Source organism: Thalassotalea sp. Y01, assembly GCF_012932945.1.
GTDB lineage: Bacteria > Pseudomonadota > Gammaproteobacteria > Enterobacterales > Alteromonadaceae > Thalassotalea_A.
In genome coordinates, this window is the sequence record NZ_JABBXG010000007.1 from 1 (window position 1) to 25,648 (window position 25,648).

Consider the following 25,648-nt stretch of genomic DNA (forward strand, 5'->3'; position numbering starts at 1 on the left):
TGGGAGTTCCCATGTGAGAGTAGGTCATCGCCAGGCTCCTATTTAGAAAAGCCCGCTCATTAGAGCGGGCTTTTTACTTTCTGGGTTTTGTGAAGTCTCGACCTACTACGTCGTTATCGAAAATATGCGTCCCTGTACGTCACCGCTCCTGTGCATCCATGCACCCGCGGCATTAGTGCGTCCCTGCACGTCATTGCGGCGAAGGCAGCAACCTCGATTCGTCTCAAGGTGGCTTTACAAACCGCACATCTTTTCCAGCTACTACACGAGAAGAAGAATAAGTTTTTAAGGTACTTAAGTTGTCGCCTTACTAATAATATTGCTTAGCCCTTATTAGTTCTAATGTACAAAATACCCGACTAAATAACTCGAGCTTTAGCGATTAGGAATATCTCCATATACTTTGTAAGACATTGTCCATTGTAAAGTGGAGTATTGGCTATTAATGCCCGACTACATTTCAAAATAACTAGTTTAATCAGTGATTTAAGAACAGTGTGTGTCGATTACCTATTTACTAGCCAATAACTTGCTTGTATCAAATCAATGTTAACGTAAACTTAAAAACAGTTACAGGATGTAACTAGTCAGAAATCAATCAAAGGAATTTTGGTAGGGATGCTATAGGGATAGCTTAAAGGAACATTAATCGACTCAGGAAGAGTTGTTATCAAGGATGTGTGCTGTTACGGAAAGCCTATAAGGTGTCAGGAAGACCGAAAAGAAAAAACAATGTATGGAAACGTAACTCGACATGGATGACGTTGCAAGGATAGGTCAGGGCTGGAGACTAATGCACCAGACATAGACAAAAGTAGTTGTCGAAAGCGAAGGTTAATAACCTTCGCTTTTTTTCTGTCTAAATTTTAATAATATTATCTAAACTTACTTTTTCTTGATATTTTTCACGGTAAGTTGAGCAAAGCTAACTTGGGTGTAATCACCGTTTGCTTTATCTTCTTGCCAGTTACCTGTGCCTGGACATGCAGTATACCAATACAAAGTATCATTCTTGGTACTACATTGGTTATAAGCGCCCGCTTTGAAGTAAAACCAATCCTGACTATAGCCTTTAGGATTATCAAGCTTATCTTCTTTACCATTAGGGTCTATGTTATTAGACAAATCGACCTGATACACCACTTCAGGATGATCTTTGGCAATAAACTTCACATACATGGTATTTTCGTGAACAAGAATCGCATAGCTAAAGTATTCACCTAATGAGATACCTTCTTTGCCTGGATCGTCTAGGTTTTCCCAAGTATTACCCCACACTGGGAAGGCAATATCTGTTCTGTTTGGATCATCCTTTGCTAGGTTACGCTCATACGTCCAAAACACTGAGCCTTTTTCATGACCTGGAAGCTTTTTATAATAGATCTTAATTGGCTCATTGCCCCAGCCAAAACCATCTCCTTTTTCAATTAGCTCTTGGTCTTTACCGGCGTGAATTTGGCCAACAACAACAGAATAGGCGGGTTTCTTATCCGGGTGCCCTGCATTTAGGGCAACATGGTCTACTTTCAATACCGCTTGTAATTGACCACCGACAGAGCCAAATTTCTTCGCTCGTCTATGCGCCTTCAATGCAAAGTTATTGCCACGATCCTTAGTGCCTATTTTGGTATTGTAGCCACGTATCATTTGTCTTAATTCACTACGTGTATTTGATGACGCTTGCGTTGTTAGGCCTTTATTGGGTGCGACAAACACCATATGCTGTTGTTCGTCTAGGTAGAAAAAGTCTTCATGTTGATAGTTTTTCAAATAGTTGGTATCAACCTCATCTACTTTACCGTTACCGTCTTGGTCTATAGGCAGAGTGATTTTCCATTGTTGTAAGGCAAACTTTTCGCCTGGAACCATATCGCTTGCTGCATATGCTGGCATCATCGTCAATGCCAATGCAGCTAAACCGCTAAATGGCTTTGTGAAACGCTTCATATCTATCCTCTTATATTTATAATTTTTAGTATTTACTGGTGAATATCATTCACTATAGGCATAGCCGGTATGGCTATTGCGTAGCTCATAAAAAGTCGCTTGGGTGTATTCACTGCTATCAGCGGAGTTATTGCCATTGTATACACCGGCTTTAAAATACATGTATTGACCGCCTTGATCATAACCACTGCCGCTCATATCAATACTGGTACTAACATCCGGCTTGTTATCACGTTTAATTGTCGCGGTTAATTGGTTGCCTTCTGTTTTAATCACGTAAGTAAACTTTTCATCAAGTGCTATGCCATCGACAGGATCGGCGGCATCATTATCACGGCTACCGATAAGTTCATAATAATCGTCATCTTCACCAATTGGCTCATGGGCAAAATAAACCGAACCTTTACTGTTATTAGGTAGCTTTCGATAATACAACCGAATCGGTTCATCATCATTGGCGTGGATTTGACCTATGACGGCACGGCCAATTTGGTAGCTTTCACCAGTAGTGGTAACACTATTGATAGCAAGGGTCGCAGTAAGTTCGCCATCGACACCGCCTGCGGCATTGATATCTTCGTCTGGAGCAGAGCCAAACACCCAGTTATTTAGATTTACGCCTTGGGTTTTAATGCCGGAGTTACCGCGACGTAGCATTTCTCGCAACTCAACTCGCACATATTTAGTGTTGGTCGAGGTTTTAAAGCCATCGACTGGGCAGCGAAATACCAAACCATTGTCTTCGGATACATAAAAGAATTCATCACTATAGCCATTGGCTAACTTGTTTTCGCTGATTGAGTCGGAGCGACCATTATTGTCTGTATCGGTTGGTACACTTAAATACCAATCGTTAAGCTCGATACCAAGCTCATGGGTACCTAGATCAGTTCGAGTAACACTATTGAATATATTGATGCTTATTTGATGTTTGCTATTGTCTACTGACTGTATGGAAAATGCTTCATCAATAGCTTGTGGATGGCTCAAGGTTTTAATCGTCGCGTTGTTTTCATCGAGTTGGTATTGCCATTCACCATTGCTGCTGATACTGAACCAGCCATAGTTACCTGTTTTTTGCTGTTGCACGATAAACTGGCTTTCGTTGGTGTCTATATCGGTGACTATGATTTGGCCGCTAACTTGGTTTGCCTCATTGACATCAATCGCTGCAAAATCGACATTGTCGCCGCCGCTAAATGTCGGGCTGTCGTTTTGACCTAAGATGGTAATGCTGATTGTCGCCGCTGTTCGATCCGCTGATTCTATGCTGATGTCGTCGGTTAGCTGCTGATCTTGTTGCAATGATTGCACCCGAGCATCATCGCTGTGCAATTGATATGTCCAGTTGCCATCGCTATCTAAACTAAAAATACCATATTGGCTATTTAAGTCGGTAATCTCTCGAAAGCTACTCTCATTACTATTTGGGTCTGTAATGGTAAGTTGGCGATTGATAACGGCTGAGTCATCTTCACTTACGGTCGCAGATAACACACCACCAATATCGGCAGCATAGTTGATATTTTTGTTTTGTTTGTCGCTAGAACTACTAGAAGAACCTGAACCGCAACCAGTTAAACTGATTATTGCGATAGCGAGGTAACCTGCACGAATCATGTTGGTTATGTCCTTAATGTATTGCTACTTTTGTTTTTGTAATGATTTACTTAGCAATGCATTCCCCAACCCATGTTGGTCATAACGCTATAAAAACAAACGATTTATGCTTTATTAACTGCTGACCAATAATATCGCCTAAACAGACAGGATCTGAATCTTAGCAATACTCTGTGAATCGATGGTTTTTATCTTTTGATTCATTAGGTTACGACATTTCATTATTTGGGGATAGCTTGTTGCAAATCTATTATTGTTTTTATTCACACGTAATGTCTTACATCAATATAGGTTTTTTCAACACGAAATGTCAAGCCAAATGCGGGTTTTTGGTTGTATTGATCCTTCATTAGTTATTACCAATTACTGCTTGTTGGTAAGTTTTATTTCGTGCGGCCCAATAACCCGCTGATATCAGTTAGTTAACGAAGATGTAGGGCTCGAGCTATTGGCGCGCGTTATTATCTGCGTTGCTTTTACTTAGGTCATCGGCGCTAAGTTTGTGACCAGGGGGCATAATATTGGTTTTACCAATACGTTGTTATACCACTTTATAGACCAGCGAAGGCAAGCCGTCGTTTTATTTACTCAGAAAGCCAACAAAATCGTATTAAAATGCGACGCACTATTATCCTTATTGGCTAGTTTCGCGTAAAATAGAGCTATTCTTGTTAATTTAAATGACTCGTTATGGCCAGATCGAAAAAATCGCGCAAAGAAGGCGCGTTAATGAAGAAGCTCAATCTCAAACGCCCTGAAAAGGCAGAGAAAGAGCAAAGAAAACGTAAAATGACCGGAAATAAAGCCGGTACACGTCAGAATGTTGCTAAAAACAATACCGAAGCGACAGTGGATAGCAGTAATAAAGATCCACGCTTGGGCAGTAAAAAAGCGATTGATTTAGGCGTCAAGGTTAAATCAGAGAAGCCGCAAGCGAAAAAAGCTGCCGTAGCACCGATAGCCCCAGTTCGTGTTGTTGAAGATGCGCCGCAAAGTAACGATGTAGCGACCAGTGAAGAGGTGATGCAAGCCTATGAACAGGAATTGCATAACCTGGAAAACAATGAACAGTTAATGCTTATTTCTGCGCTTGTTGAATCTGGTGAGGAAATTAGCCCTGAACAAATGGATATGCTTGATAAAGCGCAAAGCCGTTATCAGGAGCTTATGGATTTACTTGGCTACGAGCAACCTGAGCAAGACGATGAACTTGCCGATGACGACGACGACGAGGCGTTATGGGATCGCCTTGATGACAGTGATTTCTCTGATTATAAAGAGTAGTCGTCATGCAAACATCTAACATTATTTTGTTGGTAGTCGCGGCCATAATCATATTTGCCTTAGCAGCGTATGCGAGCTATTTGCTTTTTCAGCTTAAACATCAACGCCAACAGCAGGCTTTAGCGTTAGAGCAACAAAAGCAAAAACACATAAAGCGCGATTTAAAAGCATTAGAGTCTATTAGTCACATCTGTCGGGCGATGGTAGAGAGACAATGCGAGGTGTCGGAAGGCAGTTGGCGTTTATCGGTGTTGATGGAATCGTTGCCAAATTACGTGTCTCAGATGAAAGCTAATTTTCCTGCTATATTTACTTTATATAGCAAGATCAATCATATGCCGATTCTGGAAGAACGAAAGAAGTTATCTAAAAAAGAACGCTTTAAACTTGATATAGAGCGTGCCGGCCATGAAGAAGAGCATGAAAATGCGATATACGATGAGGTAGAAAAGTTGCTGCCTTATACGTTAACGTTGATTGAATCGTTGCAAAAAAGCTAACGGACAATAACAACGTATTGGGTGGTCGTGATGAGAGAGCAATTAAAAGCAGAATTTACCAAGCGTATCGTTGCCTTGCAGGCAAGGGTAGATTCAATTCATGATGATTTTGCTGAAGGTCGCGCCGCCGATTGGTCTGAACAAGCCGGTGAAAGAGAGAACGACGAAGTACTAAATGCTTTGGAAGTTGAAGCCAAAATTGAAATTCAACAACTATCCAATGCTATAACTCGAATCGAAGCCGGTACCTATGGCATATGCAGTGCCTGTGGCGACGATATCGCTGTCGCCAGATTGGAAGTACAACCTTCTGCAACAAAGTGCATTAATTGCGCCGATTAGCGCCCGCTAGCCCTTATCAATTGTTAATCATTTGCAAAAACATTGCGCTCGATCAATAAAATCAGGCGCTTAGTTTTTTATACTTGCCGGTAATTCTACTAATGGGTTTTATTCTGTGTCGGCAACTCAATTTTCTCACAACATTTTTAGTGAAATGTTCTCCCCGCAAATGTTAAGTAAGTATGATGTTAGTGGTCCTCGATATACCTCATACCCGACGGCGGTTGAGTTTAGTGACGACTTTCAAAACAGCGATTTAGTCAATGCGATTGCCGCGTCTGACACCGATGACTTGTCTCTTTATCTTCATATCCCATTTTGCCACAGTCTTTGTTACTACTGTGGTTGCAATAAAATAGTCACTCGCCACAAAGAAAAAGCCGATGAATACATCGATTATTTGTGTCGAGAAATAGATGCTCGCGCACCTTTAGTAAGCAACAAAACCGTAAAGCAAATGCACTGGGGAGGCGGTACACCAACGTTTCTTAGTAAACAGCAAATCTCCCGTTTAGTGGACAAGCTTAAATCGGCGTTTCAGTTTGACCCAAACATCGAGATGGGGATTGAAGTTGACCCCCGTGAAATAGAGTTGGACTTGGTTGATCACTTATACCAAGTCGGTTTTAATCGTTTAAGCATTGGCGTACAAGATGTCGATAGCAAAGTACAAAAGGCGATAAATCGTCTACAAAGTACCGAGTTTATAATTGACTTGGTAAAACGTGCTAAAAAGGTTGGTTTTGACTCTGTTAACATCGATTTAATTTATGGCTTACCGCATCAAACCACCACAAGTTTTGCCAATACTATTGCTGCAGTAAAGAACATCGATCCGGATAGGATTTCTTTGTTTAGTTATGCACACCTGCCGTCACGCTTCGCCGCGCAACGCAAAATTCGTGATCAATGGTTGCCTAGCTCGGCACAAAAATTAGAGTTAATGCAATTTGCAATCGAGTCTCTGGTGGATATGGGTTATGAGTTTATTGGTATGGACCATTTTGCCAAACCAGATGATGAACTGGCCAAGGCTCAATGCCAAGGCACCTTGCATCGTAACTTTCAGGGATATACCACATTAGGTGACTGCGATCTGTTGGCGCTTGGTGTCTCTGCAATTAGTGCAATGGGGCAAAGCTTCAGCCAAAACGTGAAAACGTTAAAAGAATACTATCAGGCAATTGATGGTTATGGTCAGCCATTGGAAAAAGGCATTGTCACCAATACCGATGACGTTATTCGTGCCTTTGTTATTCGTCAATTAATGTGCAATTTTCGGGTTGATAAACACGATGTCGAGCAACGTTTTAATATCGTATTTGATGACTACTTTGCTGATGACTTGCAAACGCTTTTGGTATTTATAAATGACGGATTATTGGTTAATGATAATAATGCCATTGTCGTGAACGCAAAAGCGAGGCTGTTAATTCGTAATATTTGTATGTCGTTTGATGCCTATTTAAAAACCAAATTACATCAGCAGCGCTTTTCTAAAGTGATTTAGTCGTTTTCGAGCACGCCGATGGTGTGCTCAACACCACCGCTATTAATCACCAATTGTTGCTGCTGGCCAGTTTGTTTTTCTTCTGCCAGTTCGGCCCACTGATAAAATACATTACGATGGATGCTAGCATCCAAGTTACGGCGCACATTGACTTGCAGCGTGCCATCAGTATTAAGCTGTATTCTTGTCGCACTATCGAGTATCACTTGATCGCCCAAGTTGGTGGTGAGCAGCATGGTTTTATCAATCGCGTCATCAAGCCAGTGCCATTGGGTAATAACAAAAGGCAAATGCTCTACCTGAATCTTAATCTTCTCTACCGGGGTGACTAAAAAGTATTCGTCATCTTGTTTCTTTAATACCGTTGAAAATAACTTTACCAAGCGTTGTCTGGTTATTTCACTGCCCATATAAAACCAACGACCATCGGCCTTTATTTGCATGTCCATTTCGCCGCAATAGGGTGGATCCCACAACTCGACGGGGGGCAGCTCTTGTTGTTGCTGGGAAAGTTGTTTAGATAGGCGTTCTAAAGACATCAATAACGGCTCTTAAATGAAAAAGGCTATAACCTAATTATAGCCTTATCGAATCATAGTTTGCTGTCTTGTAGTTAAGCAGCGTAATGGGTGACTTTGTTCTTGCCATTAGATTTAGACAAGTACATCGCTTCATCAGCCTTTTTGATGACCGACTCTAGATCGTCTTCTTCACTTAATTGTGCTAATCCAATACTCACTGTGGTCGAAAATTCCATGTCTTCGTAAACAATGACATGGTTTTCAATTGCTTTGCGTATACGTTCGGCTAAGTGATAAGCATCACCCATGGAATTATTATGACAACCGATCATGAATTCTTCACCACCGATACGACCACAAAAATCACTGGCACGAATAATACTGCGGGTAAGATCGCCCACTTCTTTTAAGGTTTTATCACCGGCCGGATGCCCGTATTGGTCATTAATCGTTTTAAAGTTATCAATGTCAAAGGCAATAAACGACAGTGGCTTTTCTTGGCGTACAGCTTGAGCGATGGCCATTTTTGCTAAATTCATAAACGCACGTCGATTTGGTAAATGAGTCAGCATGTCGGTGCGTGCTTCAAATTCAGCTTGTTCTTTTGCCGCCTTGAGCATTTGGTTTTGTTGCTTAACTTGTTCTTGCAGTTCAAATGCGCGTTCGTATGCATCATTGATGGTGTTAATTTCTTCCGCAGAGCCTTCTTTGACATGCACTAAGGCTTTGCTATACATAGCCCAAATCAAACAAATCAGTTGGCCTAACATGCCTATGGTTGGTAAGAATACTAACCCATAGCTCGGCTTGACCCAGCCCCAGGCTTGCAAATTAGTACTGATCAAAACCACAAAAAATAGCAGTTTCGCTAACACCATAGTGGTGATTTGCTTTTCCCCTAAACTGCCACAGTAAATGGCGGCAATGATCGCCACAGGAAAGGTAAAGATAGCAATTTGTTGGATTTGCATGGCCAGTTCATGGAATCCAATAATGGCAACAGGCAGTCCTAATAACACCAAGACCATCGTTAGGTGCATCGCTTTATCAGCCAGTAATGAATGATAGGACGCGTTTGAATAGACTCGAATAAATTGAATGCCAGCGGCCATCATAACCACCATAGATATGGTACCAAGAGGGTGGTAATCGAGACCGGCGACATACAGGTTTAAGATACCAGTACTCAAACCCATCACAGGTATGGAGCTCACTGCAAACAATGAATACCAGAAGAAAAACTTCTCTTTCAAAAATTTATACAAGCCAAAACTTATTAGGCTCGATAACAAAATAAAGGTAACAACCGCAGCAAAGATTAAGTGTTCTAGATTGGTGGCTTTAACAATGGCTTTGGTAGACCACAATCGAAAATCGGTAAATCGCGCGGTGCCAATGTCACTGTATGACTCTACCAGAATCTGTTTGCTTTCATTGGCTTGCAACACAACCGGTAACGTGACGCGGGCAATTGCCATGGCGCGATCGCTGCCAGTTTCAAATTGGCTTGTTTTTTGACGAATGAACTCGGCTGAAGACGGTTGTTTTTGGTAGAGGGCGAGGGTAGCTGGTTGGTGATATGGGTATTCAAAATAAACGGTAACTTCTGAATCGCTGCGATTACTGACCGTATAATAACTCCATACAGAACCGCTAATTTCATCAAGCCATGCATTGCTGTCATCATTGACCTGAAATTGCGACCGCTGCTGCCAGACTTGCTGCGCGGTAAGATCGGATGCTTCATCGAGATAATAATTACCTTTTATCGATAAAGATTGACCATGTTCAGAGCCATCGACAAAAATTTCATTATTTAGACTGTTTGCAAACCCTTGTTTTGCAATGCTAAATAGTAAAATGACGACGAGTGCCTGATAAAAACTCTTAACTCTATTCATTTATTATTATTATTCCTGACAGCATGTCCGTTGCAATCGTCACGATTTATCGTAACTTACATTCCCTAATATTTTTATTATCTTTAGTTACACTTTAAAAATCTAACAGAAATCAACCACTATTGTAAATTTATCGTTAAAGTTTTTGCAAAAAAGCAAAACACAAAGTGTAATTTAGCAAGCTTAACCATTGCTTGCGTAAATTGACTTCTATCTTGGTAAAAACACTTGCCATTAATAAGGATACTGCACTATAATCCGCGCACTGTTTCATACAGTGTTCTTCAGTGGTGGCTGTAGCTCAGTTGGTAGAGCCCCGGATTGTGATTCCGGTTGTCGTGGGTTCAAATCCCATCAGCCACCCCACTTATTTTCTAAAAACAAATCCACTTTCAGATGTCTTGATTCGCCACCTCGCGAAATCACAGGAGATTCTGCCATTCTGGATTGGCGTGTGTTCAAGTCCCATCAGCCTTTAGCTAATTATTGTCTATTTAATATATACCTACGGTCACTGGAAATTGCCGTTTATTGAGCCAGAATTATTGGGTACCGTATCGCTTTTTCAATTCTATTTATGATCTTTCGGGAGAATAGTTGCATGCGCATCGCCATTTTATCTAGAAACGACAACCTTTATTCAACTCGGCGCTTAATTGAGGCAGCAGAACTTCGTGGCCACCAGGTCGATCTAATCGACACTTTGCATTGCTATATGGACATTACCAGTAATCACCCTAAAGTCCGTTATCACGGCGAGGCGCTGCCTAAGTATGATGCGGTTATCCCTAGAATTGGTGCTTCAATTACCTTTTATGGTACGGCGGTTGTTAGGCAGTTTGAAATGATGAACACCTATTGTGTTAATACCTCAGATGCCATTAGTCGCTCACGAGACAAATTACGCTCTTTGCAATTACTGTCACAAAAAGGAATAGGATTACCGAGAACCGGCTATGCAAACAAGCCAGATAAAATTCAGGATGTGATCAAAACCATAGGAGGGGCGCCTTTGGTGATCAAACTACTAGAAGGTACGCAAGGTATCGGTGTGGTTTTGGCTGAAACCAATAAGGCGGCAGAAAGTGTTATGGAAGCGTTTATGGGGCTTAAAGCAAATATACTGGTACAAGAATTTATCAAAGAGGCTAATGGTGCAGATATTCGTTGTTTAGTGGTTGGCGACCAAGTTGTCGCAGCGATGAAACGTCAAGCCGCAGAGGGTGAGTTTCGCTCAAACTTGCATCGCGGTGGCAGTGCCATGTTGGTTGAGTTGTCGGCAGAAGAAAAGGCTACAGCCATTCATTCAGCAAAAGCTATGGGTCTGAACTTATGTGGTGTCGATATTTTGCAATCCAGTCGTGGCCCTGTGGTTATGGAAGTAAATTCATCACCGGGATTAGAGGGCATTGAAGGGGCTACCGGTAAAGATGTCGCCGGTATGGTTATCGATTTTATTGAAAAGCAAGTCATAGCGCATGATGACGAAGGGCTGTGAAATGACAGATACAATTATAATTGGCGGCGAACAAATACTTGCCGGTGAATCAAAACAACTCGCACTGCCTGTAGCGCGCCTTTACACAGACACCGAAGTGTCTATCCCTGTCCATGTCATCAATGCCAAAAAAGCTGGTGATGTGGTTTTTATAAGCGCCGCGGTACATGGTGATGAATTAAATGGTATCGAAATAGTTCGTCGTCTAATTAAGCAAAAAATCAAATTATTACGAGGTACATTAATCTTGGTGCCTATGGTAAATGTACATGGGGTATTAAATCAGAGTCGTTACTTACCTGATCGCCGAGATCTAAATAGATGTTTTCCTGGTTCGGCCAAAGGATCACTAGCATCCAGAGTGGCTCATACGTTTTTAAATGAGATCGTCAAGCACTGTCAGTACGGCATTGATTTGCATACCGGCGCGATACATCGTTCTAATCTGCCACAAATTAGAGCCAACTTGGATGACGAACAAACGCAAAACATTGCCAGAGCGTTTGGTGTGCCTGTTATGTTAAATGCTAATATACGCGATGGTTCATTGCGAGAGTCGGCGGTGAATAATGGTGCCAGAGTATTGCTTTATGAAGCTGGCGAAGCTTTAAGGTTTGACGAATTATCCATTCAATATGGCGTTAAGGGGGTGCTCAATGTGTTGTCTGAATTAAAGTTGATTCGCAAGCGGTCATCGAAGAGAAAACTAGAGCCTTTTATTGCCAATCGCAGCGATTGGACCCGCGCCAACGCCAGTGGTTTTGTTTTAGAGTCGGTTAAAATGGGGGCTCGGGTTGAAAAAGGCGAGGTGCTTGCTGAAATTAACAGCCCCATGGGCGAACTTATCGAGCAAGTGTGCTCATCACGTTCAGGGATCTTAATTGGCAAGCAAAATATCCCTTTAGTACAAGAAGGGGAAGCGCTATATCATATCGCCTATTTTGGCGCAGATGATGAAGAAGTCGCTGAGCATATTGAGCAATTGCAGGAAGATATTGTATAGCGCAGAACAGATCAATACTGGATAATATAATGGGTAGATTATTAATAGGTAATATAGAACTTTGCAGTTTACCTGACTTAGGTATTTATGAGTTGCCGGTGAGGGTAGATACCGGTGCTAAAACCTCGGCATTGCACGTTGATAATATTACAGTGCTTTCTACTAGGGCTAAACCTTTGGTGAGCTTTGATCTGCACCCTGATGTCTACAATCTTGATAAAATTGTTCATTGTACTGCGCCACTCTACGATTCTAGACGAATTAAATCGTCCAATGGTAACAGTGAGCAACGATGCGTTATTCACACTCGGTTTGGCCTAGGTGACCAACAATGGTTGATTGAGTTGACCTTAAGTAATCGGCAAGATATGACTTATCTGATGCTATTAGGCCGAGAAGGGATGGGGGATCGTGTTTATGTTGACCCTTCAGCAACGTTTTTGGTCGATAGTACGCCTCAGATGAAAGCGTAAGGTTAGATCATGCAGCGAGCATTTATTCAGATATATATTGGTGTGCTTTTTGTACTGAGCCAAACATTTTAACCAGCGTATTGCGTTTTTCTTGTTTGACCGAGTCTGGAATATCGTTGTGATCGATTAAAAATAATAATGTTTTAACGATCATTTTCGGTGGTTTATTATTGTCCGTCATAACTATCTCCTAGGCAGATCGCAATTAATGCTAATTGTTGTTGCCTACAACCTCTTTAATAGACTTAGAACAGCCTAAACTAACCGTGTCTATATTAGTGCGACATATCGGACAAAAAAGGCAATAGAAACGACATAATGAGAAAAAACAAATGTTTTTATAGGTTTTTTTGCTGATAGGTTTTCGGTGTCACCGAAAATTTATTCTTGAACGCCTTGGCAAAATAAGAACTGGTGCTAAAGCCAACCTGATGAGCAACAAGATTGACCTGCATCCCTTCAATTAATAACGGCTGACTTTTTGCTAGACGGAAGTTACGTAAGTATTCTATCGGTGACTGATCGGTAATCGCTTTAAGTTTTCGTTGCAATTGCCTGCTACTCATTGCCATTTCACGGGCAATAAACTCAGCATCAAGATTATGCTCAGCAAAGTGTTGCTCTAATAGTCCATCTAACTTACTTAACAATTCATAATCTTGTGGTAATAATATTTGCTGGCGACTAGGTTTGCTACTGACATCACGCTGCGCCATTTTCTCAGCCCAAGTTATCCAGTTTTCGACTTTTAGTTGCAGCTCTTGCAAGTCAAAAGGCTTATCAATAAAGTCGATGGCTTGAGATTTGAAGCCAGTGAGGCGAGTACGTTTGTCGTTCTTTGCTGTTAATAGAATAACCGGAATGTGGCAGGTAAGTTGATGTGCGTTTATCTTGTTCAACATATCAATACCGTTTAGCTTTGGCATCATGATATCTGAGATGATCAAATCCGGTAATTCTTGCTGTGCGAGCAAAAGCCCTTGTTGACCATTATTGGCAACCAAAACATTGTAGTCGTTTCGAAAATCTGCGCGTAAAAACTCATTTAGCTCGAGATTATCTTCAACGATAAGTAAGGTCTTCTTGGTTGCATCGGTGACATAGTCTCTGTCTAAATTATCAGTATATTCCAACACAGGCAATGACTGCGCGCTGACTGCTGGATTGGTGGCATATTGCGGTGGCAATGGGTTATCAATCGTTGCTGCTTGGTCAAAGGTTAACCTAAAACAACAGCCAGAATTTATCTCACTTTCGAGTTCAATGGTCGCGTTAAACTGCTTAGCCAATTCACCGACAATGGCTAAACCAATACCTGAGCCTTCGCTGGTTTGATCAGAATCATCCCCACGATTAAATGGCTCAAAGATATGCTGTTGCTGGGCCTTGGCGATACCTTTACCGCTATCGGTAACAGTTATGACAATCTTATCGTGCTCATCTTTACCGACTTCTAAGCTGATATGACCTTGCTTGGTAAACTTGAAACTGTTGCCGAGTAAATTAATCAGAATTGTTTCTATGCCATGTTCGTGGGCGTCGATATACAAGTTGTCTTCAATATTGCTGTGAAATTCGACGCTATGGCTTTGATAGGCTGAGTTAAATTGGTCTGCGGTTTTACGGGCGATATGAGATACATTAATGCGTTCATTGGTTTTGTCTTTAAATGACTCGATATGAGATAAAGTCAAGACTCGGTTAACCATCGACTTTAATCGTTTGCCGTTGCGCAATATGATTTCGAGATGGCGTTTCTTGGCGCTGTCTTGCTCTTCGTTGAGCAATCTTTGAATCGGCGCAATAATTAAACTCAGCGGCGTACGCAGTTCATGTGAGGCATTGGTAAACAGGCGATTTTTTTCATCCAGTGTCAGCTGCAGCTCATGCGCTTGATGTTCAATGACCTTGCGTTGCTCGGCGATTTCCTCTGTTCGTTGTTCTACTTGAATTGCCAATTGACGCCTTTGCTGTTCAACGCGATAAATACGCATGCGAATCAGCAGGTAAATGATGGCAAGTACTAGCGCGACGTAACCTACATAGGCCCACCAGGTATTCCATGGTGCAGGCACCACATTGATATTGATATAAAGCCTATCGGTATTATTAGTCATGCCATGTTGAATTGCTTTGACCTGCAATTGATATTGGCCAGGATCTAAATTGGTATAGTCAACGGTTAAGCTTTTGCCAAGATGGTATTGCCAGGTGTGATCAAACCCTATTAATCGATAGCTGAACTCGCTGCCCATGTTTTTTACGTACCTTAGATGGGCAAAGGATAGCGACAAACGATTTACTTGATGGGTTAATTCGATGCTTTGTTGTTGCTCAGGTAGACTTGCATACAATGATAAATTGGCATGGCTGTGCTGGTGCAAAGGCTTCTGATCTAATAAAACATTGGTAACAGATATACCGCCAGCGCTGTTATTGACCTTGAGCAATTTTGGGGTAAACGTGGTCACGCCGTTGGTGCCACCAAATGCCAAACGACCATCTTTTAAGGCGACGCTGGCGCCAGCATTATATTCATTTCCGACCAGCCCATCGGTTCTGTCAAAATTGGTAAATAAGCCAACATTAGGGTTAAAGCGACTGATACCTTTATTGGTGCTCAACCACAAATTATCTTGTTGGTCTGCTTCAATGGCATAAACGACTTGATTGGCTAACCCTTGTTCAACACCAAAGTGGTGTGTTTCGCCAGTGGTTTGAGTAATGCGATTTAAACCATTTGACGTACCAACCCAGATATAACCTTGTTTATCTTCATATATGGTACGTACGGTATTATGGCTAATGTGGTATTTGCCAGGCTCGCCTTTGGTATATTGCACTAAGGTGCGTTGTGCGCGATTATATCGATACAGTCCATAGCCATCGGTGCCGACCCAGTAATTGCGATCTTTATCTTGAAATAGGCTGTTGATTTTTTGTGCCGGAATATTGAGCAGCAAATGTGCACTATTATCTTTATGGCTAAAGCTCTGTTGCTGTTGATTAAATCGGTTTAAGCCGCCGCCATCGGTGCCGACCCAAAGTTGTTGTTTGTCATCAATCAATAATGACAAAACATTGTTATCGGCAAGAGAGTGGATATCGGTATCGTCAGCAACAAAATGTATGGTGCTGTTTTGGTTGACATCAATGAGCTCCAGACCGCCGCCCCAGGTACCTATCCATAGCCGCTTTTGCTCGTCTTCAAGCATCGCTTTAATCGCGTTATTATTAAGCAGTGTATTGATACGATTTTGTGCGTCATTGGCGTTAAGATCGCCATCAAAGCTATTAACACCTCCTCCCCATGAACCAACCCACAAATGCTCGTTAGTGTCTTGATATAGTGACCAAATATCTTTGCTGTTGAGGTCTTTAGGTGCTTTTAGATTTTTAAAGACTAACGATAGTGGATCCAGCTTACTAATACCATTGGCAGTGCCAATCCACAGCATACTGTTGTTATCTTCGAAGATGGAATAAATGCGATTATGAGCCAGGCTATATTTGTCACCGATATCGTGTTTAAAATGGCTGAAACTATCGCTATTAGGCTGATATAAATTGAGACCGCCACCACGGGTGCCAACCCACAGTCGATTTTGTCTATCGGAGAAAATCACCCGTACCTGATCGTGAGACAAGCTGGTATTGTTATTGGCATCGTGGCGCCAGTTCCTAAACACCTTTTGCTGTTGATCGTATCGAAATAGACCACCGCCCTGACTGCCGAGCCAGACTTGTTTGTTGTTGTCTTCATGGATGGTAAAAATACTGTTGTGGCTTAAGCCCATACTACTTGTCGTGCCTGAGACGAAGTGGCTTTGTTGGCCGCTTGCTAGGTCATAAAGATAGACACCATCACCATGAGTGCCTACCCACAATTGCAGATGACTATCGATTAATAAACTATATATTGGCTTTTGCGTCTGTAGCAATACTTCGGATACTTTATTGTTGGATTTATCGAAATAGTGCAATTGCCCTTGGTAGGTACCTAGCCATACTCGATTGCCATTAGCATGTAATGCGGTGATACGGTTGCTAGTTAATGCGCTATTGGCAGGCGAATAATGACTAAACCAGTACTTATCCAACGCCAGTTTGTTGATGCCTGCCGAGCGAGTGCCTAACCATAGGTTGTTGTCATCATCATAAGCCAGAGGGTAAATATAGTTATCGGCAATGGCATTGGTTTTATCGGTATCGGTTTTGAATACTTTAAAAGTACTGCCATCAAAACGGTTTAGGCCATCTTGTGTCGCAAACCACATATAGCCGGTTTTGTCTTGAGTAATGTTGAACACAATACTTTGTGACAGACCGTCTTCAATGCTTAAATTATGAAACGATTCCGCTCTAATTGTTAACGGTGAAAGTGCTAATAACAACAATAAAAACAAACAGCTAAAGTGCAGCTTTTGAATGAGAATGTGAGGCGATAGAGGGGTGGCAGCAACCAATTCTTGATATCCCAATCAGCAAACAAGGAGCCGTTTATATGTACATTGTTTACTAACTTACCTTGCTTTTTCGGTCTGCACAATGCTTTATTGCCGGCAGCTATAGATTAAATTCGCTGCCGATATGTTAGCTAACTACGCCATTACGTTTAAGGCCGCGGCGCACATTTTTGCAGAGCTTAGCCAGACGAGAAATCTCACCTAATTTAGGAATTTCACCATGCTCTAGTTTTACTTGCCAATCACATAACTCGGTATCAACGATTTCCAGTAACTTTTTTGGGCAACCAATGCAGTTAATGCCGCAGATATTGGCTTCGCTTTCATTAAATGGAAAGTCATTACGCACCGCAACAATCAATTGTTGCATGGCCGTTGTCGCATCAGGTTTTCTTGGCTGTTCAGCTAGCATATACGAATACCCCTATATATTGGCTGCTATGTTGCAGCGTGACATAAATTGTAACCAATCGGGGTGTTATTTAGTTTTATCCTTTGTGTTAATTTGTTTTTAACTGATTTTCGATTATAACTTGTACAAGCATTTGGAAATAACCAAAAGGAATACTAATAATGCAATTAAAACAGGCTCTTATAGCAGTAGGATTACAGTCGTTAGCGTTCAGCGCACAGGCTAAAGATATTAGTGAAATCGATAAGTCCTTGCTTGAGCTATACGCTGATGATCGCCCAGGAGCGTCAATCATTATTAAGCAAGGAGACCAGGTTTTATTAGAAAAAGGCTATGGTTTAGCCAATATGGAATGGGGGATTGCTAATAATAAAGATACCGTGTTTCGTATCGGCTCTATTTCCAAACAATTTACCGCAGTCGCTATCTTGATGTTAATGGAACAAGAAAAGCTAAAACTTGATGATCGTATTGATTTGTATGTTAGCGATCTAGCAGAAGATACTGCAGCGGTGACCATCGAGCAGCTATTGAATCATACCTCCGGCATACCAAGTTATACCGGTATGCCAAATTGGTTGACACAAATGAAGCAGGATAAGTCACCGACTGAAATGCTGGCTTATTTTAAAGATGCACCGCTTGAATTTACCCCTGGTAGCCAATTTAAATACAACAATTCAGGCTACTTTTTGTTGGGCATGATCATCGAGAAGGTCAGTGGCCAAAGTTACGAAGCGTTTATCGAAGAAAACATCTTTACGCCACTAGGCATGAATGAGTCTTATTACGGTCACCCCAAAGAAGTCGTTGCGAACAGAGCGACCGGTTATGAATTTCATGGCAAGTGGCAAAACAGTGACTATATCAGTATGACTCAACCATATGCTGCGGGTTCTTTACTATCTAGTGTTGGAGATTTGGCGCTATGGGTTGAGGCCGTTAACAGTTACAAGTTTATTTCAAAGCAGACCACGCAAAAGGCGCACACTAAAACCGTGCTCAGCAACGGTGAAGAAGTGGATTACGGTTACGGTTGGTCACTATCGTCGGTACGAGGCAGTGAGTCTATTGCTCACGGTGGTGGCATTAATGGCTTTATAACTTACAGCCAATATATCCCTTCGCAAGACTTATACGTAGCAGTATTGTCGAATCACATGCATACGCCAAATCCAACCATGGTGGCAAAAGTCATTGCTGCTGATATGTTAGGTAAATCTTACCCTAAATTTTCTGATAAGAATGTCGACTTCGATAAAAAGGCGTTAACGCCGTTTGTTGGCCAGTATCGTATCGATGATAACAACACCCGCAAATTGTTTTTACAAGGCGATGGCGTATTTACCCAACGAACCGGTGGTTCGGTAATGCAAGTACGACAAGTTGACCAGGCCACCTTTGTATATCCAGATTCGCTGTCTTACTTTACTATCGAACAGAATGAGCAAGGGGATGTCACAGGCATGCTTATGCGCCAAGGTGGCGACGATGAACAGTTTGCCAGTTATTTAGGGAGCGAATTACCTGAGCCAAAGAAAGCGGTCGAAATAGATACCGCTGTTTATGACTCGTTAGTTGGTCGTTACAAGCTGGCGGATAATTTCATCCTTGAAATAAGCCGAGACGGCGACAAGTTGTTTGCCCAAGCTACCGGGCAACAAAAGCTGCAAATCCACCCTCTGTCACCAACCAGCTACTTTTATAAAGAAGTTGATGCTCAAATCGAATTTGTTGAGCAAGACGGCAAACAAAGTTTGATATTGACGCAAGGCGGGCGTGATATGAAGGCAGACAAGCTAGATTAAAACCTAAACCCTACAAACAAAAACAGCGCCTCAAGGCGCTGTTTTTTTATTAGCTGTATAGCCAGTCAATTACTTCAGAGAAGCCATGTACTCAGCTAGTGCAGCGATATCTTCGTCAGTAAGCTTGGCAGCAATATTTGCCATCATGCTATTCATGTCGTTATTACGAACACCACTGCGGAATTTCTCAAGTTGAACTTTGGTGTAGTCGGCTGTTTGGCTGCCAACTTTAGGGAAACCAGCAAGGCCGGCACCTTTACCGTCAGTACCATGACAAGCGATACATGCGGTAATACCACGAGCGGCGTCACCACCTTGATAAAGCTTCTTACCAACTTCATTTGCCTCAGCAGTAACTGGAGTTACTTTTTTGCTGGCAAAGTAAGCGGCAAGATTTTGCATGTCATCATCACTAAGGCTTGCTACCTGACCGGCCATGATTGCGTCTTCACGATCGCCAGATTTAAAATCTTGCAATTGTTTAACAAGATAGCTTTCATGTTGACCAGCTAGTTTCGGGTGATTTGGTAACGGTTGGTTACCATCTGCACCGTGACACGCTGCACAAACCATTGCTTTTGCTTCACCAGCGTCAGCATCACCGACAAAGGTAAGTTTTTCAGCAGAAGGCTTGCTAGCAACTACGTCAGCAACCGCTTCTGGTGCTTTAAAGTATGCACCTAAGTCAAGAATATCTTGCTCAGTTAAGTTCATTGCAACAGCGTTCATTGATGCATCTACGCGGTCACCAGCGTGAAACGCTTTAAGCTGTTTTTCAATGTACTCAGGATGTTGGTTAGATAGGTTCGGGTTAATCAAAACTTCTGAATTACCTTCTTTGCCGTGACAATCAACACAAGCAGTAATGCCTCGTGTGACGTCACCGTCTTCGTATAAACCTTTACCTGCTACTGGGTCGGCAACAACTTGTGGTGCTGCTGGTGCAGGCGCTGCTGCAGCGGTTTCATCTTCGCCACCGGCTGCTGGCGCATCACCTGATAGAGATAGTGAGCCAAAGTAAGCACCCAGGTCTAACATATCTTGTTCTGACAATGGCATCGCCATTGGTGCCATCACCGGATCGACACGAGAGCCGTCTTTAAAGGCTTTTAATTGCTTAACAATGTAGTCAGCGTGTTGGCCAGCAAGGTTAGGGTAGCTATCGGCGATACCGATACCGTTTGCACCGTGACATGCTGCACACGTAGCTGCTTTAGTTTTACCTGAATCTGCATCACCGGCGGCAAATGCGTTACCAAGTAATCCGCAACCTAGGATTGCTGAAAGAACAAGTTTTTTCATATTTTTTCTGCCTGTTATTACTCGAGAAACAGCCTATAACAGGCCAAATTCTCTCTAATAGCGCGATTAGTTTAATAAATAGATATAAAAATTTACGGTATTTTACACAATTCCCGCGCAGGTGTAATGGTTATTGACAAAATTTCCGCAAAAAAATTGTCAAATTGACCGCTATTTAACGATTACAAAAAAACAATACGAAGCAAATCAAAAAACAGGATATAATTGAACAAGTTATTTTTTACTTGGTAGATGATTTTGACAACAGCTGACGTAAATCTTCATGTCGCGCAATTTATTCTTAGTGCGCCTGATATTCGCAAATTACCTGACGACACCGGCGTCGAGGTGGCTTTCGCTGGCCGATCCAATGCTGGTAAATCAAGTGCACTTAATACGCTGACGAATCAAAAGTCGTTGGCCCGAACCAGTAAAACCCCTGGTCGCACTCAACTTATTAACGTTTTTGATATTCGCGAAAATCGCCGCTTGATTGATTTGCCTGGTTACGGTTATGCCAAAGTACCATTGGAAATGAAAAAGAAATGGCAGAAATCGTTAGCGGAATATTTAGAAAAGCGTGAAAGCTTGAAAGGCTTGGTGGTGCTTATGGATATTCGTCATCCACTAAAAGATCTCGACGTAGATTTGATTCAGTGGGCAAATGATTGCCAATTACCCGTTTTGGCACTGTTGACCAAAGCCGATAAATATAAATCTGGTAAACGCAGCTCTGAAGTGCTGAAAGTGAAGAAAGTCTGTAAAGAATTGCACTCTGACATAAAAGTCATAGCGTTTTCGTCATTAAATAAAGTCGGTTTAGAACAAGCGACCTCAATCATCGGTGATTGGTTTAGCAGCTATAGTGAAGGCGATGAAGGCGATGAAGCCGATTTAGTCGACGTTGAATAACGTCAATTTATCGTTATTGCAGACAAAGGCGCTTCGGCGCCTTTTTTGTTGGCTGGCATTCTGGGCGCAATATGCCAATATTAAACGAAAAGAGGTTTCATATGAAATACATATACTTAACTATTGTTTTGTTGCTAATGCCGGCGTGTTCGGTGATAGAAGACGAAAAACAGAAAGTGCAATTTGATTATGCACAAGATAAGAAACAGCTTTCTTATACTGGCCCGCTAACCCTAGAGGATGTCGAGGCGGCATTGCGTTTAGTTGGTGATAGGCCAATTGAAAGTTTGTCGATATCTAGTGTTGGTGGTTTCACCGATGCCGGCATGCGTTTAGGTTATTGGGTGTTTAATAATCAAATTAGCGTAACCGTTCGTGATATTTGCGCATCAAGCTGTGCTAATTATGTTTTTACCGCTGCTAAGCGTCGCATTATTAGACCAAATACGGTTATCGCTTGGCATGGCGGCGCACTGCAAAATGATTGGGAGATTCCTTGGTATATATCTGAGGACAAGGCTGCCAACATGCTCGAGCAATGGCGTTTTGAAGAACAAGATTTTTTCACGATGATCGGCGTCAATCAATTGATCACGGTAATAGGTCAGCGTTCGCCATATAAAGCCCAAGTCCCGTCTGGCAACTGGACCTATGATCAACAGTCTTTAGTACTGCTTGGTGTCGGTGAGATTGAGTTTGCCGATAATATTGTTACCGACAACAGCATTACCCAAGAGATGAAAATGCAAGTGACGCGTTTAACGATTAATCAGCAACAATTGGATACGTTGCAGGAAAATTAGCATAAAAAAAACCGACGTCACAATGTGCCGTCGGTTGGAAGCTTATGGGGAAGCTAGAAAACAAAAGTTATTACAACAAGAATTCCGTTAGGAATGATTGTAGTTTAGAGTGTTCACTCTAGCTTGTAAAGTATTTATTCTAACTTTTATTACATTTTTTTCAAAAATACGCTACATACGTATGCAAAAAAGCCTTTATTTTGTTTTTTAACTCAATTTTTTGTAATTAAATTACATTTAGTGTGCTTGCTGCCAGTTGTCGCCTGTACCGGCTTCTGAGATCAACGGCACATTTAATTGCACTGCATCGTCCATAATTTCGACTAATTTTGGAACAATTTCATCAATGATGCTTTCATCCACCTCAAATATCAGTTCATCGTGCACTTGCATAGTCATTTTTATGCGCGAATCGTTTTGTTCTAACAACCAAGCATCAACGGCCAACATCGCCTTTTTAATGATATCCGCAGCGGTACCTTGCATTGGCGCATTAATCGCAGCGCGTTCTGCAGCCGCGCGACGAGCACCATTTTTTGATTTAATCTCTGGTAAATATAAGCGACGACCAAATAGAGTTTCGACATAACCTTTGTCACTGGCGTCCATTCGAGTATTTTCCATATACTCTTTTACCCCAGGATAACGCTCAAAATATTTGTTCATGTAATCTTGTGCTTGGTTGCGACCAATATGCAGTTGCTTGGCCAAGCCAAACGCAGACATGCCGTAAATCAAGCCAAAGTTAATTGCCTTAGCACTACGACGGTGATCGGCGGTTACTTGCTCTAATGGAATCGCGAAAATCTCCGCTGCGGTCGCTTGGTGAATATCGCGGCCTTCTGCGAATGCGGTTAACAAGCCTTGGTCATTAGATAAGTGCGCCATGATACGCAATTCAATTTGTGAATAATCGATGGCGACAATCTTGCTGCCTTGTGGGGCGATAAATGCCTGACGGATTTTTTTACCTTCATCAGAACGAATAGGAATATTCTGCAAGTTTGGATCCGTTGATGACAATCGACCTGTGGCTGTTACCGCTTGATGGTACGAGGTGTGAACTCGGCCAGTTTGCGAATCAACCATTAACGGCAGTTTATCGGTGTAGGTTGATTTTAGTTTGGCCAATCCTCGATGCTCAAGAATCAATTTAGGCAGTGGATAATCAAGTGCTAGCTCTTGTAATACCTCTTCGGCTGTCGATGGCGCGCCTTTTGGTGTCTTTTTAATCACCGGAATATTTTGCTCTTCAAACAAAATGGTTTGCAATTGTTTTGGTGAGCTCAGGTTGAAACTCTTGCCTGCGATTTCATGGGCCTTCATTTCTAACTCATCAAGGCGGGCAGCGATGTGCAGTGATTGCTGGTTGAGCAAATCAGAATCAATCAATACACCGGTTTGCTCCATGCGAGCCAATACCGGCATTAATGGCATTTCGATTTCACGGAATACTTGCTGTTGATCGCTATTTTTTTCTAACTTAGGCCACAATACATTGTGCAAACGTAAGGTGATGTCCGCATCTTCTGCGGCATAATGACCGGCCTTGTCGATATCGATTTGGTTAAAGGTTAATTGTTTTACACCTTTACCGGCAATATCTTCAAAGTGCACGGTTTTATAATCGAGATATTTAGCCGCCAACGCATCCATATTATGACGTGTGGCGACACTGTTATAACAATATGACTCGAGCATGGTGTCATATTCAATACCATTTAATTTAATGCCGTGGCGCATTAGCACGTTGGCATCGTATTTTAAGTTTTGACCAATCTTTTTTAACTCGCTGCTTTCTAACAATGGTTTTAACTTTGCCAATACAAGCTCTTTGTCGAGCTGCTTTGGGGCGTCAATATAGTCATGGGCGAATGGCAAATAGGCGGCTTTGCCAGGTTCGGTTGCAAATGACACACCGACCAATTCAGCCTGCATATAGTTAACTGAAGTCGTCTCGGTATCAAAAGCAAAAGTTTTGCTTTGTTCAAGTTGTGCTAACCAATCGTCTAATTGTTGCTCGGTCAATATGATGTCGTAGTCAGCGTCGACTTGTTCAATGACTTCTTCGTTTTCGCTTTCTTCGTCAACGCTGGCTTCTGGGGCACCTTTATCGAGATCCGCCAACAATCGTTTTAATTCAAACTGACTGTACAGCTCTCGTAGCGTCTCTATTTGCGCGGGTTTGGCTTCCATTTCAGCCAATGTCTGTTTAAGCTCTACATCGGTTTTAATGGTGGCCAATTGATATGATAGTGGCAGTTGCTCTAATGCTGAGCGCAGGTTTTCACCGATTTTGCCTTTCACTTGGTCGGCATTAGCCATAACCGCTTCGAGCGTGTCGTGCTGAGCGAGCCATTTAACAGCGGTTTTCGGACCACACTTTTCAACACCCGGAATGTTATCTACTTTGTCACCCATCAAGGCGAGATAGTCGATGATTTGATCAGGACGTACGCCAAACTTTTCAACAACACCGTCGACATCGGTCATGGTGTTGGTCATGGTATTAATTAAACGCACATGCTCCGTTACCAATTGCGCCATATCCTTATCACCAGTGGAAATAATGGTTTCTAAACCTTGTTCACTGGCCTGTTTGGCTAAGGTACCGATCACATCATCGGCTTCAACGCCTTCGATAACCAATAATGGTAAACCCATGGCTTTGATAATTTTATGCAGTGGTTCAATCTGACAGCGCAGATCATCTGGCATCGGCGGACGGTTCGCCTTGTACTCCGGATACATGTCATTGCGGAAGGTTTTGCCCTTGGCATCAAAAACCACCACTACCTTGCCGGTAGGATAATCTTTATTTAAAGAGCGGAGCATGTTTAATACACCAGTGATTGCACCGGTTGGATGACCGTCTTTAGTGGATAATGCTTGTAAATAAGGAACGTAATAGGCACGAAACAGATACGAAGATCCGTCAACAAGAATGTAAGGAGATGACTGGCTCATAAATTTCTAGGTTTAGCTCAATGATAATGCCGATTAGAATGCCACAGATAGAAAATTCAGACCAGAATTAAAATGTTCACATTACCTTGTTAATTGTGGATAACTCTGTGAAAACAATATATGACGCCACCTGACAAAAAGGCAATTGTCAAGTGTGGCTTTGCTCAAGCTCATTAAGAATAGGGTGTGGGGATGATGTAAATGCACTTTCTATTTATTATTATTGGCAAAAATAGATGTGGATAATTATTCCCAGCTCCCGTTTGCGATTGACTAAAAAACATTCATTTTTCGCAAAGGGGATATTGATACTATCAGAACTATTTTTTAAAAAAAACGATTTTTTCAAAAAATATTAATAAATAAAACAGATTGCAAT

The 25,648-nt window shown here is 42.0% G+C and carries 19 protein-coding genes, 1 tRNA gene and 1 pseudogene; 11 read left to right on the forward strand and 10 right to left on the reverse strand.

The window, feature by feature from the left end; all coding sequences use genetic code 11:
• Positions 1-885 precede the first annotated feature (885 nt).
• Both HII16_RS11100 and HII16_RS11105 read right to left on the reverse strand, forming a co-directional pair.
• On the reverse strand, positions 886-1,947 hold the full coding sequence (locus tag HII16_RS11100) for a polysaccharide lyase family 7 protein (RefSeq protein WP_169130166.1): 1,062 nt from the start codon (positions 1,945-1,947) through the stop codon (positions 886-888).
• Between the two features lie 45 nt (positions 1,948-1,992).
• A complete protein-coding gene (locus HII16_RS11105) occupies positions 1,993-3,567 on the reverse strand; it encodes a polysaccharide lyase family 7 protein (protein WP_169130168.1) in 1,575 nt (524 codons plus the stop codon).
• Between the two features lie 690 nt (positions 3,568-4,257).
• Here HII16_RS11105 and HII16_RS11110 point away from each other — a divergent pair.
• The 4 genes from HII16_RS11110 to hemN all read left to right on the forward strand — a co-directional run bounded on the left by HII16_RS11110 (position 4,258) and on the right by hemN (position 7,203).
• Positions 4,258-4,851: a GTPase-activating protein gene (locus tag HII16_RS11110; protein WP_169130170.1), complete on the forward strand. Its 594-nt coding sequence runs from the start codon at positions 4,258-4,260 to the stop codon at positions 4,849-4,851.
• Positions 4,852-4,856: 5 nt separating this feature from the next.
• A complete protein-coding gene (locus HII16_RS11115; RefSeq protein WP_169130172.1) occupies positions 4,857-5,351 on the forward strand; it encodes a DUF2489 domain-containing protein in 495 nt (164 codons plus the stop codon).
• 30 nt (positions 5,352-5,381) lie between these two features.
• Positions 5,382-5,693 carry a TraR/DksA C4-type zinc finger protein gene (locus tag HII16_RS11120; RefSeq protein ID WP_169130174.1) on the forward strand — a complete coding sequence of 104 codons (312 nt, stop codon included), beginning with the start codon at positions 5,382-5,384 and terminating at the stop codon, positions 5,691-5,693.
• A gap of 169 nt (positions 5,694-5,862) precedes the next feature.
• Positions 5,863-7,203 carry an oxygen-independent coproporphyrinogen III oxidase gene (gene hemN, locus HII16_RS11125; protein WP_169130450.1) on the forward strand — a complete coding sequence of 447 codons (1,341 nt, stop codon included), beginning with the start codon at positions 5,863-5,865 and terminating at the stop codon, positions 7,201-7,203.
• On the opposite strand, the gene HII16_RS11130 is transcribed toward hemN, so the two are convergent.
• Together HII16_RS11130 and HII16_RS11135 are read right to left on the reverse strand one after the other, a co-directional pair.
• Positions 7,200-7,742, reverse strand: a complete 543-nt coding sequence (locus HII16_RS11130; RefSeq protein ID WP_135438714.1) for a DUF1285 domain-containing protein — start codon at positions 7,740-7,742, stop codon at positions 7,200-7,202. The two genes, hemN and HII16_RS11130, sit on opposite strands and share 4 nt — an antisense overlap.
• Before the next feature lie 74 nt (positions 7,743-7,816).
• On the reverse strand, positions 7,817-9,625 hold the full coding sequence (locus HII16_RS11135; RefSeq protein ID WP_169130176.1) for a GGDEF domain-containing protein: 1,809 nt from the start codon (positions 9,623-9,625) through the stop codon (positions 7,817-7,819).
• Between the two features lie 290 nt (positions 9,626-9,915).
• Between HII16_RS11135 and HII16_RS11140 the strand changes: the two genes are divergently transcribed.
• The 4 genes from HII16_RS11140 (at position 9,916) to HII16_RS11155 (ending at position 12,599) form a co-directional block, all read left to right on the forward strand.
• Positions 9,916-9,991, forward strand: a tRNA-His gene (locus HII16_RS11140).
• A 235-nt stretch (positions 9,992-10,226) separates the two neighbouring features.
• Complete coding sequence (rimK, locus tag HII16_RS11145) at positions 10,227-11,123, forward strand: 30S ribosomal protein S6--L-glutamate ligase (RefSeq protein WP_169130177.1); 897 nt, start codon at positions 10,227-10,229, stop codon at positions 11,121-11,123.
• A 1-nt stretch (position 11,124) separates the two neighbouring features.
• Entirely contained in the window at positions 11,125-12,126 is a 1,002-nt protein-coding gene (locus HII16_RS11150; RefSeq protein WP_169130179.1) for a succinylglutamate desuccinylase/aspartoacylase family protein, read from the forward strand.
• Between the two features lie 29 nt (positions 12,127-12,155).
• A complete protein-coding gene (locus tag HII16_RS11155) occupies positions 12,156-12,599 on the forward strand; it encodes a RimK/LysX family protein (protein ID WP_169130181.1) in 444 nt (147 codons plus the stop codon).
• 22 nt (positions 12,600-12,621) lie between these two features.
• Here the strand turns inward: HII16_RS11155 and HII16_RS11160 are convergent, their stop codons facing one another.
• From HII16_RS11160 to HII16_RS11170, 3 genes are all read right to left on the reverse strand, one after another.
• Positions 12,622-12,780 carry a hypothetical protein gene (locus HII16_RS11160; protein WP_169130183.1) on the reverse strand — a complete coding sequence of 53 codons (159 nt, stop codon included), beginning with the start codon at positions 12,778-12,780 and terminating at the stop codon, positions 12,622-12,624.
• 157 nt (positions 12,781-12,937) lie between these two features.
• Positions 12,938-17,080: a hybrid sensor histidine kinase/response regulator transcription factor gene (locus tag HII16_RS11165; protein ID WP_169130185.1), complete on the reverse strand. Its 4,143-nt coding sequence runs from the start codon at positions 17,078-17,080 to the stop codon at positions 12,938-12,940.
• Between the two features lie 112 nt (positions 17,081-17,192).
• Positions 17,193-17,477 (reverse strand): hypothetical protein, encoded by a 285-nt coding sequence (locus tag HII16_RS11170; RefSeq protein WP_169130187.1) that lies wholly within the window; start codon positions 17,475-17,477, stop codon positions 17,193-17,195.
• A 161-nt stretch (positions 17,478-17,638) separates the two neighbouring features.
• Here HII16_RS11170 and HII16_RS11175 point away from each other — a divergent pair, with 161 nt between their 5' ends.
• A complete protein-coding gene (locus HII16_RS11175; protein ID WP_169130189.1) occupies positions 17,639-19,285 on the forward strand; it encodes a serine hydrolase in 1,647 nt (548 codons plus the stop codon).
• Between the two features lie 69 nt (positions 19,286-19,354).
• On the opposite strand, the gene HII16_RS11180 is transcribed toward HII16_RS11175, so the two are convergent.
• On the reverse strand, positions 19,355-19,858 hold the full coding sequence (locus HII16_RS11180) for a c-type cytochrome (RefSeq protein ID WP_248289615.1): 504 nt from the start codon (positions 19,856-19,858) through the stop codon (positions 19,355-19,357).
• 111 nt (positions 19,859-19,969) lie between these two features.
• Positions 19,970-20,587, reverse strand: a pseudogene (locus HII16_RS16765) (c-type cytochrome); the annotation flags it as partial.
• Between the two features lie 258 nt (positions 20,588-20,845).
• On the opposite strand from HII16_RS16765, the gene yihA reads away from it, so the two are divergent.
• Positions 20,846-21,499 carry a ribosome biogenesis GTP-binding protein YihA/YsxC gene (gene yihA, locus HII16_RS11185; protein ID WP_248289607.1) on the forward strand — a complete coding sequence of 218 codons (654 nt, stop codon included), beginning with the start codon at positions 20,846-20,848 and terminating at the stop codon, positions 21,497-21,499.
• A gap of 101 nt (positions 21,500-21,600) precedes the next feature.
• Positions 21,601-22,302, forward strand: a complete 702-nt coding sequence (locus HII16_RS11190; protein ID WP_169130193.1) for a hypothetical protein — start codon at positions 21,601-21,603, stop codon at positions 22,300-22,302.
• Positions 22,303-22,539: 237 nt separating this feature from the next.
• Here the strand turns inward: HII16_RS11190 and polA are convergent, their stop codons facing one another.
• A complete protein-coding gene (polA, locus tag HII16_RS11195) occupies positions 22,540-25,269 on the reverse strand; it encodes a DNA polymerase I (protein ID WP_169130195.1) in 2,730 nt (909 codons plus the stop codon).
• Positions 25,270-25,648: the final 379 nt, after the last annotated feature.

Coding starts and splice junctions, on each gene's coding strand:
- HII16_RS11115 (WP_169130172.1), top strand. CDS start 4,857: ATGCAAACATCTAACATTATTTTGTTGGTAGTCGCGGCCATAATCATA.
- HII16_RS11155 (WP_169130181.1), top strand. CDS start 12,156: ATGGGTAGATTATTAATAGGTAATATAGAACTTTGCAGTTTACCTGAC.
- HII16_RS11110 (WP_169130170.1), top strand. CDS start 4,258: ATGGCCAGATCGAAAAAATCGCGCAAAGAAGGCGCGTTAATGAAGAAG.
- HII16_RS11160 (WP_169130183.1), bottom strand. CDS start 12,780: ATGACGGACAATAATAAACCACCGAAAATGATCGTTAAAACATTATTA.
- HII16_RS11175 (WP_169130189.1), top strand. CDS start 17,639: ATGCAATTAAAACAGGCTCTTATAGCAGTAGGATTACAGTCGTTAGCG.
- HII16_RS11100 (WP_169130166.1), bottom strand. CDS start 1,947: ATGAAGCGTTTCACAAAGCCATTTAGCGGTTTAGCTGCATTGGCATTG.
- HII16_RS11170 (WP_169130187.1), bottom strand. CDS start 17,477: ATGCTAGCTGAACAGCCAAGAAAACCTGATGCGACAACGGCCATGCAA.
- HII16_RS11105 (WP_169130168.1), bottom strand. CDS start 3,567: ATGATTCGTGCAGGTTACCTCGCTATCGCAATAATCAGTTTAACTGGT.
- polA (WP_169130195.1), bottom strand. CDS start 25,269: ATGAGCCAGTCATCTCCTTACATTCTTGTTGACGGATCTTCGTATCTG.
- HII16_RS11135 (WP_169130176.1), bottom strand. CDS start 9,625: ATGAATAGAGTTAAGAGTTTTTATCAGGCACTCGTCGTCATTTTACTA.
- HII16_RS11150 (WP_169130179.1), top strand. CDS start 11,125: ATGACAGATACAATTATAATTGGCGGCGAACAAATACTTGCCGGTGAA.
- HII16_RS11120 (WP_169130174.1), top strand. CDS start 5,382: ATGAGAGAGCAATTAAAAGCAGAATTTACCAAGCGTATCGTTGCCTTG.
- HII16_RS11190 (WP_169130193.1), top strand. CDS start 21,601: ATGAAATACATATACTTAACTATTGTTTTGTTGCTAATGCCGGCGTGT.
- HII16_RS11180 (WP_248289615.1), bottom strand. CDS start 19,858: ATGGTTTGTGCAGCGTGTCACGGTGCAGATGGTAACCAACCGTTACCA.
- hemN (WP_169130450.1), top strand. CDS start 5,863: ATGTTAAGTAAGTATGATGTTAGTGGTCCTCGATATACCTCATACCCG.
- HII16_RS11130 (WP_135438714.1), bottom strand. CDS start 7,742: ATGTCTTTAGAACGCCTATCTAAACAACTTTCCCAGCAACAACAAGAG.
- rimK (WP_169130177.1), top strand. CDS start 10,227: ATGCGCATCGCCATTTTATCTAGAAACGACAACCTTTATTCAACTCGG.